The following is a 17,469-nucleotide window of genomic DNA, read 5'->3' on the forward strand; positions in this document are numbered from 1 at the left end:
GATTACAGGCTGACCAGGCGAGATACCGGTACACCGTCCATGACCAGCGTGTAATTGACCGCTCCTTTCAATGCCTGGATATCCTTGTCGACATACCTGTGCTCATGGTCGCCGAGCTGGGCGATGGGCTGGCCGTTGCGATAAATCTGCACGCGCTTGCCAGTCGGGGCGGCCGTGCGCCAGGTCAGGGTAACTTGCTGGCGCTCGGGTTGTACTTGCGCTGAAAGCTGCCTGACACCCACAGGCCCGATCAGGGGCAGGCCATCCATCGTATAGCTCGAAAGGTCCGGTTTTACCCCAAGGTAAGCCAGCACGGTCGGGGCAATGTCCGCCTGGCTGGCAAAGCCGTACAGGCCTTTGAAACCAGGGTTGGCCGGTTTGCCGATGGGAGCGGCCAGCTGTGCATTACCGGGTTTGTTCATGGCGATAAAGGTGGTTTTCTCGCTCAGGGTTTGCTCACCGTGGTCTTTGCCCTCGGGTAAGTGCCTGCCGTGATCGGGCAGCACGATAACCAGCCAGTCTTCTTCGGGATGTGCCTTTTCACGGCGTTGCAGCGCTGAGAGAATTTGCCCGACCTGAGCATCCACGGTATGGATCGCTCGCTGGTACTGGGGGGTAAAGCCGAGCCTGTGGCCGGTGATGTCGGGTTCATCGAAGTGGGCGAACAACAGGTCGGGCTGGCCGTGTTCCAGTTCATGGCTGACCTTCTCGACGACACATGGATCAACCCCGGAGCACTTGATGGCCTGGTCGACATAGCCCTGGGCAATATCCTCGGCAAAGTTCTCGTGGATAACGTTCCAGCTGACAATGCTGGCTGTCTTGCGCTCAGGAAAGGCCAGCTTGAGCTGTTTGAACAGGCTGGGCGCCTGATTGCGCAGGGCCTCGTCATTGGCGTTGACCTGATGGCGGTCAACCCAACTGCCGGTAAGGATGGTTGTCCAGCCCGGACCACTGACCGTGGGCTGCTGCGTGGAGGTGCCGACTACGCCGCCGGTGTAGCTTTTGTACAGGTGCAAGCGGGCAATATTGGGGGCCTTACCCTGTTTAATGGCTGTTTGCAGTTTCTGGTATTGCATGCCATCCACCCCGATCAGCAGGACCTTGGGGATGGGCGTATCGCTAGCTTGTGCTGTGAATGCAAGGCTCAGGCTGAGCGCCATCAGTGCAGTTCGGAGGTAGGTCATGGCATACCTGCTTGGTGGAGTGGTCCAGATTCATCAGTGTGGCATGCCGGGTGAGAAAGGTGCCTTTGAGTTCAGTACTGTGGTCTGAGGATTCAGCGCCTGGGCGAACTAAACCTTGCAGTGGAGAGTGTGGGAGCGAGCCTGCTCGCGATGGCATCAGCGCGGTCTACCGACCAACCGCAGCGCCTGCATCGCGGGCAAGCCCGGCTCCCACAGGTTTTGCTGCGGCTGAATAATCTGATCTGTGCCCACAGGTGTTGTGCAGGTTTAGAACTTCCAGCTGACCGACGCGGTGGCGTTGCGCGGAGTGCCGTAGTTGCTCTGGCCATAGCGCACGCTTTGCAGGTACTTCTGGTTGGTCAGGTTGTCGAGGTTGAGCTGGGTGCTCCAGTGCGGGTCGATGTCGTAGCTGGCCATCAGGCCTACCAATGCATAGGCCGCCTGGTTGGCGGCCGGGCTGTCGTCGTTCTCGATTTTGCTCTGCCACTTCAGGTTGCCGCCTACCTTGACCTGCGGTGCCATTGGCAGTTTGTAGGTCATGGAGGAGGTCAGGGCATTGCGCGGGATAAACTTGCGACCGCGGTTGTTGTCAGCATCGGTGATATAGACGTAGGTGTAGCCGCCGCTGATTTGCAAACCTGGCGCCAGTTCGCCCGAAGCTTCGAGTTCCAGACCGCTGCTCTTGTAGGACATGCCGTCATACAGGTCGCCGCCCAGCAGGGGGTTATAGCCTGCGTAAGTGGCGACGTTGTCCTGTTTGGTATGGAACACCGCGGCGCTCACATCGAGTTTTTTGTCCAGCAGATGCCCCTTGATCCCGGCTTCATAGCTTTTGCCTTCCAGCGGCTCGATGACTTTGCCCTGGGTGTTGAGGTAGTACTGCGGGCTGAAGATCTTGGTGTAGCTGGCATACAGCGAGTACTGCGGGGTGAGGTCGTAGACCAGGCCTGCGTACGGTGTGAGCTTGCCATGAATGCTCACATCGCGGCCGGTGCCGTAGTTTTCGCCCTCGCTGTCGGCGCTGAGCATGCGCGCACCGGTGATCAGGTGCAGGTCGTCGGTAAGGCTGAAGCGGGCCCCGGCGTAGAGGCTTTTCTGGCGGTCGGTGTAGTTCGACGTGCCGTTGGCGTTGGCGATGTTGTAGGTGGGCTTGGGGATGGCGCCATTGAGGGCATCTTCCAGTGATACCGGGGTGTAGTACGACGAACTGCCGAACCGTGATGTTTCCTGGGTGCGCGAACGGGCCACGTTGGCGCCGAAGGTCAGCTGGTGTTCACGGCCGCCCAGGCTGAACGGGCCGCTGAAGGAAATATCGCCATCCAGCTCACGAGTCTTGCCCTTGTACTTGGACGCGACGCCGGTGTAACCGGTGTTCGAGGCGCTGTTAGCGTAGATATAAAACATGCTGGTGTCTTCGCGGTGCTCCATGGCAGTCAGGGTCAGCGTCGACTTCCAGTCATTGGCGAAGTTGTGCTGCCACTCAGCGAAGGCGCGGGTGGTTTGCACGTCCCAGTACACCCAGGGTTGGGCGATGCTGGAGCTGGTGCTGCTGTAGTGAATGGCGTTGCCTTTGCTGTCGGTCAGCGGCAGTGCGCCCCAGCTGGCACCGTTGGCGTTGCTCTTCTGGTCTTCGTAGCCCAGGGTCAGGGTGTCGTTGTCGCTCAGGTCGAAGGCCAGCATGGCGCTGAGAATGTTCTTTTCCCGGGAGTAACGGTCCAGGTACGAGTTGCCCGCTTCGTTGGCATAGATCACCCGGCCACGGACATTGCCCGAATCGGTCAGCGGCCCGGATACATCCAGGTCGACCCGGCGCTTGTCCCAGGAGCCGGCGCTGAGGCTGACCTTGGCTTCGGGTTCGTAGGTGGGGCGCTTGCGAATAAAGTTGACCGTTGCCGAAGGGTTGCCGGTGCCGGTCATCAGGCCGTTGGCACCGTGCAGGATGTCGACTTGCTCGTAGGGCGCCATATCGATGTCGCCTACCAGAACGCCGCCATTGAGGGGCATGCCCATGCCGTCGTACTGGAAGTTGGTGATATCAAAACCCCGGGCGGTGAAGTAAGTGCGATCGGTTTCGACTTTCTGCACGTTGACTCCCGGGGTGCTGTCCAGCACATCGCGGATGCTGTTGAGCTTGAAGTCATCCAGTTGCTCGCGCTTGATGCTGGTCACGCCCTGGGGTGTTTGCCCGGCGGTGAGGTTCAACCGTGTTGTGGAGGCATTCGGTTTGCCCTGATAGCCAGGTGGCGACTCGTCACTGCTGGCCGTGGAGGTGATGCTGGTGGACGGCAGGTTCAGGGTGTTTTCATCGGCCGCGGCGGTATTGATAATACTCAGGGCGATCAGCGTGAGGGCTGAGGTGGGCAGGGTGAACAGTGGGCGCATGATCTGCGAATACTCCAGGCAGGAACTTTGTAAGCGAGAATTTGTTACAAAGCTTTACATTGTTACAAATGATAATCAATGCTGTTTGCCAGTTTTTACCATTTGTGCTGCTCGGCCTCTGTGATCCTCATTCCTGATGGTTGGGCAATCGAGTGGCCGCAACAACAGCAAAATCAGCATGTGAGTACACGGCTGCGCACTGCTGATCCATTTGCCCCGCACACCCGCCAAGCATGATCTACGCTTCACTAACGAAGGCTTTTAAAGCTGGAATTTTCAATGCGTAGCTCTCCTGAAAACAGCCTGCACAATGCGTTGAAAGCCTGCCGGGAAAGCTTTCTCTCGGTTGGTTTTTTCAGCTTCTTTATCAATGCATTAATGCTCGTCCCCACCTTCTACATGTTGCAGGTGTATGGCCGTGTGATCACCAGCGGCAGCCTGACCACCCTGACCATGTTGACCCTGATCATGACCGGCCTGGTTATTACTCTCGGCTGCCTTGAGTGGACGCGATCACGGATCATGGTCCGGGTCAGCAACCGGCTGGACATGCTGCTCAGCCGTCAGGTCTATAAAGCCAGTTTCAAGCGGGCACTGGAAAGCGGCGGGATGGACGCCTCGGCTCAGCCACTCAACGATTTGACCGGCCTGCGCCAGTTTCTCTCAGGTAACGGCCTGTTTGCTTTTTTCGATGCCCCCTGGCTGCCCATCTATATCGCCGTGATGTTTATGTTTCACCCCTGGTTTGGCTGGGTGGCGACGGGCAGTGCGCTGCTGTTGCTGTTGCTGGCGTTTGTCAACGAAAGGCTGACCGGGCCGACTCTGGCGCAGGCCAACAAGGAACATATCGGCGCCTCGCTCTACACCACGAAAAACCTGCGCAATGCCGAAGTCATTGAATCCATGGGCATGCTCGAAACCCTGATGGAGCGCTGGTGGAACCGGCAAAAAAACGTGCTGTTGCTGCAATCGCGGGCCAGCGACAAAGGAGCAATGATCAGTACGCTGTCCAGGTCGTTCCGGATTCTGGTGCAGTCGCTGATTCTCGGGCTGGGCGCCTACCTGGCCGTGGATCATCAGGTAGGGGCAGGGATGGTGTTTGCCGGGTCGATACTGCTGGGGCGCGCCCTGGCGCCCATCGATCTGATTATCGGCAGCTGGAGGGGGTTTATTGCCGCTCGCTCGCAGTACGCCCGGCTCAACGCCATCCTCGCCAAACAGCAGGCTCAGCCTGAACGCATGCCATTGCCGGCACCCAAGGGCGACGTGCAGGTGGAGAACCTGACTATCGCGGCCCCCGGCTCCAATGTGCCCATTATCAAGAACATCAGCTTCAGCGTGCCGGCCGGTTGCGTGGTGGGCATTATCGGCCCCAGTGCGGCGGGTAAGTCCACCCTGGCCAGGGCGCTGCTGGGCATCTGGGCACCGCTGCAGGGCGTGGTTCGCCTTGATGGCGCGGATATCAGCGCCTGGGACAAGCATGAGCTTGGCCCCCATATAGGCTACTTGCCTCAGGACATCGAATTGTTCGAGGGCAGTATCAGCGAGAATATTGCCCGTTTTACCCCGGTCGATTCCGAGAAAGTCATTCTTGCGGCCACCACGGCCGGTGTTCACGAAATGATCCTGCTGTTGCCCGATGGTTACGACACCGTAATTGGTGGTGACGGCGTGGTGCTTTCCGGCGGCCAGCGCCAGCGCATCGGGCTGGCCCGGGCCCTGTATGGCAGCCCGCGACTGATCATTCTCGACGAGCCCAATTCCAACCTCGACGAAGTCGGTGACCGCGCCCTGATGGCCGCCATCCACAAAATCAGGCTCTCAGGTGCAACCCTGTTTGTGATTACCCATCGCACCAACATTGTGTCCCAGCTTGACCGGCTCATGGTGATGAGCAACGGCGGCATCAGTCTGTTCGGGCCGCGTGAGCTCGTGCTGACGGAGCTCAACGCACAGCAGGCGCCCAAGCAGGCCATGCAGGCAGAGACAAACATGGCTTCGGTGGCTAACGGCAAGGACGGTTTCGATGAACCGCATGACCCCACTTCCATCAACTGACAACTTTGTCGAACTGACTACCTCTGATCGAAAAATACGGCGCCTGGGTTTTGCCATTGTATTGCTGACTTTCGGAGTGTTTGGCACCTGGGCAGCCTTCGCGCCACTCGATGGTGCAGCGTACGCGCCGGGTGTGGTGACCGTGCAGGCTTATCGCAAAACGGTGCAACACCTCGAAGGCGGTATCGTCAAAGAGGTGCTGGTACACGACGGTGATATCGTCAAACAGGATGACCCGCTGATCATTCTCGACGATGCGCCGCTGCGCTTCGAATACCAGATGACCCGCGGTCAGCTGGTTGCGGCCCAAGCCATGGAAGCCCGGCTGATTGCTGAACGGGACAATCTGCCCGAAATTGCATTTGAGCCGTTGGCCACTGCCGACAACTTGCGTGGCACCGAGGCACGCCAGGGCGAGGTGCGGGTGTTCAACGCCCAACGCGGATCGCGGCTGGGCCAGATTGCCGTGCTGCAAGAGCGTATTGACCAGTTGCATGAACAGATCAATGGCACCCAGGCGATTATCGGTGCCAAGGGCCATCTGGACAGGTCCTACAGTGGCGAAATAGCCGAGTTGACCGACCTGCTGGCCCAGGGTTTTGTCGACAAGCAGCGCCTGCTCGAACAGGAGCGCAAGCGTCAACTGCTCAGGTCCGAAGTGGTCGAGCACCGCTCTGCGATTACCACCACCCGCCTGCAAGTCAACGAGACGCAGCTGCAGATGCTGCAAATCGACAAGGACTTCAATGCCGAGGTGGTCAAGCAGCTCGCTGAAGTCCAGAGCAAAATCTACGACCTGCAGGAGCGGGCCTCCGCCCTTGCGGATCGTCTGGGGCATATCGTTATCCGTGCGCCCGAAGCCGGCATGGTGATCGGCATGACCGTGCATACCATCGGCGGTGTGGTACGCCCTGCGACACCGCTGCTGGACATTGTGCCGTCGGTGTCAGGGCTGGTCATAGAGGCTCAGGTGGCGCCGGTGGATATCGACCGTATTGCCGTCGGCAAGCGTGCCGATATTCGTTTTGGCGCGTTCAACAGTGCTACCACGCCGGTGATCGAGGGCGAGGTGAGCAGTGTCTCGGCCGACCGGCTGATTAATGAAAAAACCGGGGCCGGTTATTACCTGGCCCGGGTCAAGGTGACCAAAGCCGGCGAGCACACATTGGGTGAACGCAAGTTGCTGCCGGGCATGCCTGCGGACGTGTTGATCATCACCGGGCAGCGCACGTTGCTGCACTACCTGATGCAACCGGCGCGCAATGCCATCTCACAATCGATGATCGAGGAATGACCATGCAAATGACTGCACGAATTCTGGGCGGGTTGTTCGGGTTTGCTGCGGGGGTTGGCGTTGCGCAAGCCGCCGTGCCGGCGCCAGACGGGGTCAGTGCCTCGACATTCTCCACCGACCTGATGCAGTTGTATCGTGAGGCCCGCCTGGAAGACCCGCGAATTATTGCCTCCCGTGCGCGGGCGCAGGCAGGGCAGGAGTATCAGCGCGAGGCCATGGGCACACTTTTTCCGCAGATATCACTAAACGCCGGGGCGAACCGTATTCACCAGGAAAACGAGCTGGTACAGCAAAGCTTCGACAGTGAAATCTATAGCCTGGTATTGCGCCAGTATCTCTACAACAAGACCGCCTGGGAGAACTATCAGAAGTTCAAAAGCATGGCCAAACAGTCCGAGTCTGAAGCCCTTGAGGCCCAGTCCGAGGCCACGGTGGAACTGGCCCGGCGTTACTTTACGGCGTTGGCGGCCGAGGATGAACTGGAGTTGATCAGGGCCGAGCTGCGCACCACGCAAAAAAGCCTGGACCGGGTCAATGCGTTGTACGCAAAACAGCTGGCCCTGATTACCGACCAACTGGACCTCAAGGCCCGGGTCGACGGCCTCGCGGCACAGGAATTGGACGCCCGCAACCAGGTCAGCGTCAGCCGCGCGGCGCTGGCCGAGATCGTTGGGCGGCCGGTCAAGGAGAAGCTCAGTCGCGTGCGCGACGATGTGCAGTTACAGATTTCGGCACAGAGCCTGGAAAGCTGGGTGCGCGAAGGGGTTGCGCAAAACCCGGCGCTCAAGGCCAATCAAAGCGGGGTGGAAGTGGCTGGCGCAGCCTTGCGCGGCGGCAAGGGCGGGCACTATCCGACCCTGAGCCTGACCCTGAGCGCCCAGCAATCCAACGAAGGCTACAACAATGCCCTGGTGCCGCGTACCGACAGCTATGTGGCCGGTATCGGCCTGCAGGTGCCCATCTACAGCGGCGGCTCGACCTCGGCGCGGGTGCGCGGGCTGTATCAGGATCAGATTGCTGCCGAGCAGCAGCTGGAGTCGGTGCAGCGCCGGGTGGTCAAGGAAATCACCAGCGCCTATCTGACCGCCGACACCAGCGCAGAAAAAATCAGCGCCAGTCGCAATGCCCTGGCTTCGGCACGGCTGTCCCGGGAAGCCGCAGAGAAAGCCTTCGGTTACGGAATGGTCAATGCCGTCGATGTGTTGACCAGTGTGCGCAACGAATACCGGGCCCATCGTGACTTGCTCAAGACCCAGTACGACTTCGTCACCAATGTCATCACGCTTAACCGCTGGGCGGGCACGCCGCCGGGTGAAAGTGTCGCGAGCGTGAATTTGTGGTTGAACCCTGGCAGTCCCGGGCAGGATATTCCATCGCCATGATGGCGTCGATAAATTGACGTTTATTGCAATGTGTTAACTGGGCTTTACACCATTTGTCGGTTATTTGACGTGCATGATGCTTGTCATACTTTTCCAGCACATTCCCTGCCGCGAACCTAAGGCCTTGATTTGTCTGGGTTGCTCAGATCATGGGGAATATCGGCCGGGGGCCCTGAAAAACGCCTGATTGCCCGACTGCCGAATCGGCAGTCGGGCAGCAGGCAGGACTGTCCTAGACTTACCTGACAGCCCGGGGGAGAACATCAACAAGCGCAAGCTATTGATAAGTATTCCTGTTTATTTTTTGCTTGAATGGCTTTGCGCGGTTTCTGGAGGCGTGTGCAACCCGAGCCGGCGCAATAAATGCCACTACCCGAGCGGGCATCGGGCAGGGGTCTGATTGATGTTTCAAGGGAGTCAGGAAGGTAATGCCGCCCCTCAGAAAACCCATACGCGTGATGCTGATCGACTGTCGCCCCCTCGTTCTCAGAGGCCTTCACGACTTGATCAATGCCAGGAAGCCTCAAATGGAAGTGAGCGGCCAGGCCACCACCTATACCCATGCGCTCGACCTTGCCGATCAGTTGCGTCCCCATGTCATATTCTTCAGCTTCTTTCCGGACGCGCTGAACCCGCTGGCAGTCATCGCTCAACTCACCCGTAGCACCGGGATGAAAGTGCTGGTGCTCAAGGGTCTGTACGACGTCATACCCGCTGCCCAGGCCATAGAAGCGGGTGCACGTGGCATCGTACTGGCGGAAGACCCGACCGAATCAATCATCCTTGCCATCATCAAGGTCCACCATCGTGACACAGGGCTGAGCAGAGCCTGGACCGGAGGGATTGGCGACTATGCAGCGAACGGGCATACGGCCTTTAAACACAACCTGGAGCAAGAGAAACAGTCGCGCTTGACCATGCGCGAGAGAGAACTGATTCGTGCCATCGTCGGCGAGCCTGCGGCCAAATACATGAGTATCGCTGGCCGCCTGGGCATCAGCGAGCACACCGTGCACAACCATCTGAGCAACATCTATCAGAAGCTTGACCTGATCAACCGTACCGACTTGCTGATGTACGCGATCAAGCATGGGCTGTTTGACAACAACTAACCGCCAGCCATAAAAAAGGCCTGACTCCCTATGGGAGCCAGGCCTTTTGCCTGTTGCGACAATTAGACAATGTCAGGCGGGGCAATATCAGTTACACCCACCAACTGGATGATGCTGGTGATACCTGCACCGTCACCGTCGTATGCCAGATAGCCGTCGCCTCCAACGACGCCGAAGTAGTAGTTTATGGTGCCGTTGAGCGCGCTATCGGCCGCCGTGATAAAGGCCCCCACGTTGGCAGCCGGGCCCGCCACTTCCATGTAGTTTGCCCCTGTAGCTGCGGTCGGGAAGTTCAGCGTATCGACCCCGGAAGTGAAACCGGCAGAGATCACTGCCGTTGCCGCAGTCAGTGCTCCGTCGGTATCCAGGCCGCTGAAGTTGAAGGTGTCAGCCCCCACGCCACCGGTGAAGGTCTTGTCGCCTTCGATGGTCACATTCAGGGTCTGGCTGGCCGTTGCATCGGCATCCGCATCCGTCACCACGACATTGAAGGCCAGATGGGCATCCGGGGTGGTCGAGGTGACAAAGCCCAGGTCGGTAATCTTGACCACATCACTGTCCCAGGTGCCAGCCTCACCGGCTTCCACCGGGTTGCTTTTACTGCCTTCGCCAGACTCATTGCTGAAGGTCAACAGGTTGCCAGTACTGGCCCCGCTGACGCCTACATTGCCATTGAGGTTGTAGCCGCTACCGGTCACTCCTTCTGTGGAATCCAGTACCTGCAGGCCCTGGATCAGATAGTTCTCGCTGCCGAAGTTATAGTCATTGCTCTCGATAATCACCGCACCGTCGTTCTGATCCAGAGTGATCCCATAAGCCGCCGGGTTTGCAATCGGATGGAAGTTATTCGGTGAGTTCGAGGCATTTTTGATGATGATGTCTTCGCTGTCGACAATGATTGCCCGGGTAGTCAGGCTGTTGTCATCAGGATCGATCAGCTTGAGCACCAGTACCAGGTCCTCGCTGCCAATACCGTCGAACTTGACGTAGATGCCCTTGCTGGTGGCCGTAGGGGGAGCGGAGGTGAAACCGAATGGGTTGGCGGTGAAGAAGTCCAGGTCCATCACCTCGCCTTGCTGGATGGTGTCACCGGCCACGCCTGCGGCAGTCCCGGAAACACTGACCCATGAAGTGGCTGTAGAGAACAGTTCGCCAGCTATAAAGGCGTTATTGCCACCGGCCATGATGTTATTGGCACCGGTACCCGAACCCTGTTCGGCGAAGCCGCTGAACTGTACAAAGAAGTCATCGGCCAACTTGGCCACCGAGACCGGCGGCTGCTGGTTGATCGGTGTTGTACCGCCGATGTTATAGCCGGTGAAACCCTGCGCGGTGGAGGTTTTCAGGATGCTGAAGCTGTCGATGTCGTCCGCCAGGCTCAGCGTGTAGGTGTCAGCCACCTTGTCAAAGGTCATGGTGCCGGTGGCGTTGCTAAGCGCGCCCAGCGTCGGGTTGTTGGAAACATAGGTAAAGGAGATATTGAACACCGCACTGGTGTCTGACTCCGAGGCCCAGGTCACCAGCTTGTTGGTGATGGCAGTGGTGCCCACCGTGCTGTCACCCATGCTCACGGACAAGTCGCTGTTTGCCGAGCTATAGACAGTGCCCAGTCGCTCATCCGCACCGATGTCATAGGCAAATACGCCAGTGCCGCCAGGGGTTGGATTACTGGAGTTGGCATAGACCACATTGGACTTGGCCGTGACCACCGGCGAGTCGTCATCCACGGTGATCAGCAGGCCGTTGGCGGCGGCCGTTACGCTATCGCCGTCATAGTCCGTGGCGTTGATCGCCGTGCCCAGGGCGATGCTCAGGTCATTCTCGTTCAGGCCTGCAGCATGGTCGAGTTGATCGAGCAGCATAAAGGCATAGGCTCCGGTCGCCGCCTGGACGCTGAAGGTGAACACTGAATTGCCGGCCCCGGCCGAGGCGGTCAGCAGCCAGGTGTTGCTGCCTGCGTCAAAGAGGGTGGCATAGGTCACGGTGACGCCGCCGCTTTTCAGGCCTAGCGCCGTCAGGCCATTGGTGGTGAGGGAATAACTCAGCGGCTCGTCCGCGCCAGTCTGGAACAGCGCGCTGACATTGCCGTTGGCCTGCACGATTTCCCCGGCTACGTCGCCCGTACCACCGGGTATACCATCGCCGGGGCTTGAGTCGGCCGCGCCTTCGAGTACGCCGTCTTCGTCCACTGTACCCGTGAGCAGATTGATCGATGCGGTTGGCGTGTCGTCGTCCACCGTGATCACCAGCCCGTTAGCTGCAGCGGTTACGCTGTCGCCGTCAAAGTCGGTGGCGTTGATGGTCGTGCCAAGGGCAATGCTCAGATCGTTTTCGTTCAGCCCTGCAGCGTGGTCAAGTTGATCCACCAGGGTAAAGGCGTAGGCGCCGGTTGCGGAGTGCAGACTGAAGGTAAACACCGTATTGCCTGCTCCGGCCGAGGCCGTGAGCATCCAGGTGCTGCTGCCCGCGTCAAAGGCGACCCCGTAGGTGACGGCCACGCCGCCGCTCATCAGGCCCAGTGCGGCCATGCCGGTGGTGGTCAGCGAATAGCTCAGCGCCTCATCTGCGCCGGACTGGAACAGGGTGCTGACATTGCCGTTGACCTGCACGATTTCCCCGGCTACATCGCCTGTACCGCCCGCGATGCCATCGCCGGGGCCTGCGTTAGCCGCGCCCTCCAATACACCGTCTTCGTCCACCGTACCGGTGAGCTGGATGATGGAGGCAATCGGTGAATCATCGTTTACGGTAACAATCAGGCCATTGGCCGCCGCCGTCACGCTGTCGCCATCAAAGTCGGTGGCATTGATGGCCGTGCCAAGGGCGATGCTCAGATCGTTTTCATCAAGGCCTGCGGCGTGGTCGAGTTGATCCACCAGGGTAAAGGCATAGGCGCCCGTAGCCGCATTCAGGCTAAAGGTAAACACCGTATTGCCTGCGCCAGCCGAGGCTGTGAGCATCCAGGTATTGCTGCCTGCGTCAAAAGCGACCCCGTAGGTGACGGCCACGCCGCCGCTCATCAGGCCCAGTGCGGCCATGCCATTGGTGGTCAGGGAGTAGCTCAGCGCTTCGTCTGCGCCAGACTGGAACAGGGTACTGACATTGCCGTTGGCCAGCACCGGTTCCCCGGCCACGTCGCCTGTACCGCCTGCGATACCATCACCGGGACCTGCGTTGGCCGCGCCTTCAAGCACGCCGTCTTCGTCCACCGTGCCGGTGAGCTGATTGACCGTGGCGATCGGTGTGTCGTCGTCCACTGTAATCACCAGACCATTGGCGGCTGCCGTAACAGTATCGCCATCAAAATCGGTGGCGTTGATCGCCGTGCCAAGGGCAATGCTCAGATCGTTTTCATCAAGGCCCGCAGCATGGTCGAGCTGATCGACCAGAGTAAAGGCATAAGCCCCCGTTGCTGCGTGCAGGCTGAAGGTGAACACCGTATTACCGGCACCGGCCGAGGCGGTGAGCATCCAGGTGCTGCTGATGGCGTCAAAGGCGACCGCATAGGTCACAGTTACGCCCGCGCTTTTCAGGCCCAGTGCGGCCATGCCATTGGTGGTCAGTGAGTAGCTCAGTGCTTCGTCCGCACCGGAGGCAAACAGGGTGCTGACATTACCGTTGACCAGCACGATTTGCCCGGCCACGTCGCCTGTGCCGCCCGCGATACCGTCGCCGGGCCCAGCGTTAGCCGCGCCCTCCAGCACACCGTCTTCATCCACTGTGCCGGTGAGCTGAGTGATGCTGGCGATCGGGGTGTCGTCATCGACGGTGATCACCAGTTTTTGCGCGGTAGCGGTGACCGAATCACCGTCCTTGTCTGTGACCTTCAGCACGGAACCCAGCTGCAGCTGCAGTTCGTTTTCGCTGTTGTCACCGCCCACTGTATCCGGGTGGTCGAGTTGATCGAGGAGGGTGAAGGTGTAGCTGCCGTCAGAGGTGTTGGTCAGCTCCAGTGTGAACACGGCGCGGTCAGTGGCAGCAACATATTCAGCCCCGGCGCCGACATAACCCCAGAGGGTGTTGCCGATCACGTCGTATTTCACCGCCTCGCCCTTGGAGGCCAAGGCTACCGCAGTTGCGGCGCTGTCAAACACTTGCACACCGGAGGTGTCATTGGACAAGGAGTAGCTTGCCGGAGCATCGGTACCGGATGTGAATACAGTGGCAATAGTGCCTGATGCCGATGCCGGAACCAGCAGACCGGCGTCGCCGACACCGCCATCGATGCCACCGATAAGGCTGTCTTCATCCACCAGTGCGGTTACGGGCAGCCCGGCGGCGGTAGGGCCGTCATCTTCAAAGTTCAGCTGGCTGCCGACTTCCTGAGGTATGGCCACCACATTGGGCAGATGGAAACCGCCGATATCGAAGGTGGAGTTGCCGGTACCGGTGTTTTCAATCACCACGCGATTGTGGGTGCCCTCGACGGTGTATTGCAGGGAGAAGTTGGCTTCAAAGCCGACAATGGTCGCGGTGCGGTCCAGGCCGCCATTGCTGGAGTTGAACGTCACGCTGATGCTACCCACGGTAGTATTGGTGGTCACGCCAACCAGGCCAGCGACGGCCACACCGTTGGCACCGATCACTGTAATGCTGGCGATAAAACCCAGGTCGTCAGCCCCGTTTACCGCGTGGCCATTACCGTCGAGCAGGCCATCGTAGTAGGCCGAGCCGACCTCCAGGCCGGTGTTAAATACGCTGATGGTGGCCGAGCAGGTTTTTGGGGGGGTGGCCTGGGCAATCACAATGGTTGCGCCGCTTGCCGCGAAGAGCCCGCCAAACTGGATATTGCTTTCGCTGGTTGCCTCGCCGTGGGTTAGATCAGGCACGGTATAAAGCGGGTTCGGGTTGCTGATAAAGCTGAAAATCATGCCTTCGCCAGCCTTGATCCCCTGGCTGTTGGTGCCGATGGTGGTAGGGCCGGCACCCTGGCTGGTGTTGACCGTGTCAGCCTGGTTGGAAGGGACTTGATCCGGGTCCATGCCGGTGACAATCAGCCCGGTGGTACTGCCGCCTGCCTTGAACATCAAAAAGCCGTTTTGCCCGGAGGGTAAACCGGCGAAATCAAAGGAAATGTCCTGGCTAGCCGTTACCCAGAGGTGGTTGGTCATGTCGACCAGATCGTCAGGGTTGGCGGTGTCGGGATGCATCAACTGTTCTTGTTGCACCATCCAGACCTTGGCCCCGGTGGTCGTCTGTTCCAGGTAGGCAGCAAACATAATGGTGCCGTTTGGGTCCGCCAGGTCGTCATCGGGTGCCGGGGTAGCGCCTTCACTGCCTGCACGGCCCAGCACAATATTGTTGTTGGTGTCCGTGTACAGAAAGATTTTTGTGCCATCGAGGGTATACAGGCCGCTCCAGTCCGAGCCGCTATTGGCATTGGTCGGATCGCCCAGTGCCTTACCCCCGGCATCGGTGAAGGCCAGGTCGGCGTAGGTGCCGGTAATGGTGATCAGGTCGGCACCGGTGTTGCCGGCGGCACCGGTATAACCGCTCAGCGCCGCATTCTTGACCGGGGTGGCGCCCAGCAGAGCGAACAGACGTGACTCGAACGCAAAAGGCAGGTCGCCGGCGTCATCGGTAGCATTGATGGCCGCGACGGCTATGTCGTTATCGTTGATATCTTCGATATCGGTGGAGGTGGCGGCGTTCTGTAAACCGCCCGTTTCATCGACCGTGATACTGCTGTTCAAGATGATAGCCATGTCTTTCTCCTGGCTGATTCCGGTCACAGAGGCTGACCGTAAGGAATTTTTTGCGACAGAAGTCAACTATGGGGATGCGCGTCAGCTTGCGCATCGGCCGATACTCCCAGATGGTCTGGGAGTATCGGCCTATGCGGGATGGCTAAAGAGGGGGGACTAAGTCAGGAGCTTTTTGGCCTGCTGGCGGTTAGCATTGCGCCTTATAAATACATAAGAAACGGATCGGGCCTTGATCGAGCGACGTCAGTTCAGCACCGGGATGAAGGGCAAAAACCTTCGCTATCTCAAAGACAGCGCCGCTGAGGCGGGCCCCATGGTGCGCACCGGTTTTGTGTTGCTGGAGCACTTCTCGCTGCCGGCCTTTACCCAGGCGCTGGATACCCTCATCACTGCCAATCTGCTGCGTGCCGGTTTGTTTTCCTCGCGCACCTACGGTTTGAGCGACGGCGAAGTGGTCAGCGATCTGGGCCTGGTGATACGCCCCGATGCGCGCATTGATCCGGTGATGATCCACGAGCTGGACCTGCTGGTGATTTGCGGCGGCTACCGCACTGAATTGAAGATCAACGATGAGTTGATCAGTCTACTCAGGGCCGCTGCCCATGCGGGCATCACGTTGGCCGGGCTATGGAACGGCGCCTGGTTTCTTGCCAGTGCCGGGGTGCTCGATGGCTACCGTTGTGCGATCCACCCCGAGCACCGCCCGGCGCTGGCTGAAGTGGCCAAGTCGGCACAGGTCACCAGCGAGCCCTATGTCATTGATCGCGATCGGCTGACGGCCTCCAGCCCTGCCGGAGCCTTCCAGATGGCGCTGGGCTGGATCAAGGGTTTGCATGACAAGGCGCTGGTCGAGGGCATCGAGGATATTCTTGCCTTTGAAGAGTCGCGTTATCGGCGGATCAAACCGGCGGAAAATATCTGCGTCAGCGCGCCGTTGCGTGAAGTGGTCAAGCTAATGGACGCCAACCTTGAAGAACCCCTGGAACTGGAGCAACTGGCCGTCTATGCAGGCCGTTCCCGGCGTCAGCTTGAGCGCCTGTTCAAGGAACAACTGGGCACCACGCCGCAACGCTATTACCTCGAACTGCGCATCACCGAAGCCCGCCGGTTACTGCAGCACACCGAGCTGTCCCAGGTGGACGTGCTGGTGGCGTGCGGGTTTGTCTCGCCCAGCCATTTCAGCAAGTGTTACAGCGCCTATTTCGGCTATCGGCCCTCGAAGGAAATCCGCCTGATCAAATAGCGCTGCCCGGCACGCTGCCGATCTTTGACTATGCTCTTGGCACTTGGTGCGCTGGCCAATGGTCTGGAACGAGGGGTTGGCATGATTTCGGAATGGGAAATGATTGGCCGTTTGCTGCTGGCGGCGCTGCTCGGCAGCTTGATTGGCTTGCAGCGCGAGCATCAGTTCTGGACGGCGGGTTTGCGCACGCACATGCTGGTGGCAACCGGGGCGTGCCTGTTTATGACCGTGTCGGCCTTTGGTTTTCAGCAGGCGCTGACCCAGCCTGGCACACAACTGGACCCTTCGCGGATCGCTGCGCAGATTGTCACTGGCATCGGCTTTCTCGGCGCCGGGTCGATCATGATGCGCGGCGAGGTGATCAAGGGCCTGACCACCGCAGCGAGCCTGTGGGCCGTGGCGGCCATCGGTATGTCGATTGGCGGTGGGTTGTATGTACTGGGGGTGGCTGCGACGGTTCTGATTTTGGCCATTTTGATTGCCATCGGGCCGATTGAGCACCGCTATCGCGATTATATAAAAGTGCATGTGATCAAGCTGGTGGCGCCCATTGGCGTGCTCAATCGCCAGAGTCTTGAGGAATTTTTGGGGAAGGATGCAGTGCGGCTCAAACAGGTGGTGGTTGAGCAGGGGCCGGACATGGGCACCGAGAGCATCACGGTTGAATTTAAAAAAACCAGCCGGGTTGAGACGGCAGAACTGTTGAAGCGGATTTTGACGATCCCGGATGTCAGGGAAGAGCCGGCGCCGCATTGATCGGGCTGGGCTGGGCTGGGCTGGGTCGGTTTAACAGGTGAACCGAGTACATATCCAGTATTCGCGTTTAACTCGGTGGTTCTAACTGGAATTGCGAGTACATATCCAGCGCTTGCGTTTAACTGGAATATTGGTTTCGCCCTTACGGCGAGGCACTTTTGTCAAACAGCCACAAAAGTACCCAAAAAGGCCTTGCCCCATCGTACGGCCCTCGCTGCGCTCAGGTTCCCTCACTCCGGTCCTGCTCCGTGGGCACGCCGCCACGGGCCATCCATGGCCCATCGCGGCTCTCCCGGCATCCATGCCGGTCGACCCACTCCACAGAACCTCCACTCGGCCTCCCGGAGGGC

9 protein-coding genes are annotated in these 17,469 nt (G+C 59.3%); 6 read left to right on the forward strand and 3 right to left on the reverse strand.

Going from position 1 to position 17,469, the window contains the following annotated elements:
* Positions 1–2: 2 nt before the first annotated feature.
* Together ACZRMH_RS23065 and ACZRMH_RS23070 are read right to left on the reverse strand one after the other, a co-directional pair.
* Positions 3–1,187: an alkaline phosphatase family protein gene (locus ACZRMH_RS23065; RefSeq protein ID WP_464015432.1), complete on the reverse strand. Its 1,185-nt coding sequence runs from the start codon at positions 1,185–1,187 to the stop codon at positions 3–5.
* A 267-nt stretch (positions 1,188–1,454) separates the two neighbouring features.
* Positions 1,455–3,569: a TonB-dependent siderophore receptor gene (locus ACZRMH_RS23070; protein ID WP_464015433.1), complete on the reverse strand. Its 2,115-nt coding sequence runs from the start codon at positions 3,567–3,569 to the stop codon at positions 1,455–1,457.
* Between the two features lie 279 nt (positions 3,570–3,848).
* Between ACZRMH_RS23070 and ACZRMH_RS23075 the strand changes: the two genes are divergently transcribed.
* From ACZRMH_RS23075 to ACZRMH_RS23090, 4 genes are all read left to right on the forward strand, one after another.
* Positions 3,849–5,627 (forward strand): type I secretion system permease/ATPase, encoded by a 1,779-nt coding sequence (locus ACZRMH_RS23075; protein ID WP_464015434.1) that lies wholly within the window; start codon positions 3,849–3,851, stop codon positions 5,625–5,627.
* Positions 5,596–6,921: an HlyD family type I secretion periplasmic adaptor subunit gene (locus ACZRMH_RS23080; protein ID WP_464015435.1), complete on the forward strand. Its 1,326-nt coding sequence runs from the start codon at positions 5,596–5,598 to the stop codon at positions 6,919–6,921. The genes ACZRMH_RS23075 and ACZRMH_RS23080 overlap by 32 nt, the downstream gene beginning before the upstream one ends.
* Positions 6,918–8,303: a TolC family outer membrane protein gene (locus ACZRMH_RS23085; RefSeq protein ID WP_464015436.1), complete on the forward strand. Its 1,386-nt coding sequence runs from the start codon at positions 6,918–6,920 to the stop codon at positions 8,301–8,303. The genes ACZRMH_RS23080 and ACZRMH_RS23085 overlap by 4 nt, the downstream gene beginning before the upstream one ends.
* A 428-nt stretch (positions 8,304–8,731) precedes the next feature.
* Positions 8,732–9,415, forward strand: coding sequence for a response regulator transcription factor (locus tag ACZRMH_RS23090; RefSeq protein WP_464015437.1), 684 nt, complete (start codon positions 8,732–8,734; stop codon positions 9,413–9,415).
* Between the two features lie 62 nt (positions 9,416–9,477).
* Here ACZRMH_RS23090 and ACZRMH_RS23095 read toward each other — a convergent pair whose 3' ends face one another.
* Positions 9,478–15,120 (reverse strand): beta strand repeat-containing protein, encoded by a 5,643-nt coding sequence (locus ACZRMH_RS23095; protein ID WP_464015438.1) that lies wholly within the window; start codon positions 15,118–15,120, stop codon positions 9,478–9,480.
* 229 nt (positions 15,121–15,349) lie between these two features.
* On the opposite strand from ACZRMH_RS23095, the gene ACZRMH_RS23100 reads away from it, so the two are divergent.
* Together ACZRMH_RS23100 and ACZRMH_RS23105 are read left to right on the forward strand one after the other, a co-directional pair.
* The gene (locus tag ACZRMH_RS23100; RefSeq protein WP_464015439.1) at positions 15,350–16,363 is read left to right on the forward strand and encodes a GlxA family transcriptional regulator; all 1,014 of its coding nucleotides are present in this window, start codon (positions 15,350–15,352) and stop codon (positions 16,361–16,363) included.
* Positions 16,364–16,393: 30 nt separating this feature from the next.
* Entirely contained in the window at positions 16,394–17,119 is a 726-nt protein-coding gene (locus ACZRMH_RS23105; RefSeq protein WP_464015440.1) for an MgtC/SapB family protein, read from the forward strand.
* Positions 17,120–17,469 lie beyond the last annotated feature (350 nt).

Source organism: Pseudomonas sp. B414, from assembly GCF_055408445.1.

Excerpts from the sequence above, each read along its gene's own strand:
- ACZRMH_RS23065 (WP_464015432.1), bottom strand. The coding sequence starts at position 1,187 with ATGACCTACCTCCGAACTGCACTGATGGCGCTCAGCCTGAGCCTTGCA.
- ACZRMH_RS23070 (WP_464015433.1), bottom strand. The coding sequence starts at position 3,569 with ATGCGCCCACTGTTCACCCTGCCCACCTCAGCCCTCACGCTGATCGCC.
- ACZRMH_RS23075 (WP_464015434.1), top strand. The coding sequence starts at position 3,849 with ATGCGTAGCTCTCCTGAAAACAGCCTGCACAATGCGTTGAAAGCCTGC.
- ACZRMH_RS23080 (WP_464015435.1), top strand. The coding sequence starts at position 5,596 with ATGAACCGCATGACCCCACTTCCATCAACTGACAACTTTGTCGAACTG.
- ACZRMH_RS23085 (WP_464015436.1), top strand. The coding sequence starts at position 6,918 with ATGACCATGCAAATGACTGCACGAATTCTGGGCGGGTTGTTCGGGTTT.
- ACZRMH_RS23090 (WP_464015437.1), top strand. The coding sequence starts at position 8,732 with ATGCCGCCCCTCAGAAAACCCATACGCGTGATGCTGATCGACTGTCGC.
- ACZRMH_RS23095 (WP_464015438.1), bottom strand. The coding sequence starts at position 15,120 with ATGGCTATCATCTTGAACAGCAGTATCACGGTCGATGAAACGGGCGGT.
- ACZRMH_RS23105 (WP_464015440.1), top strand. The coding sequence starts at position 16,394 with ATGCTCTTGGCACTTGGTGCGCTGGCCAATGGTCTGGAACGAGGGGTT.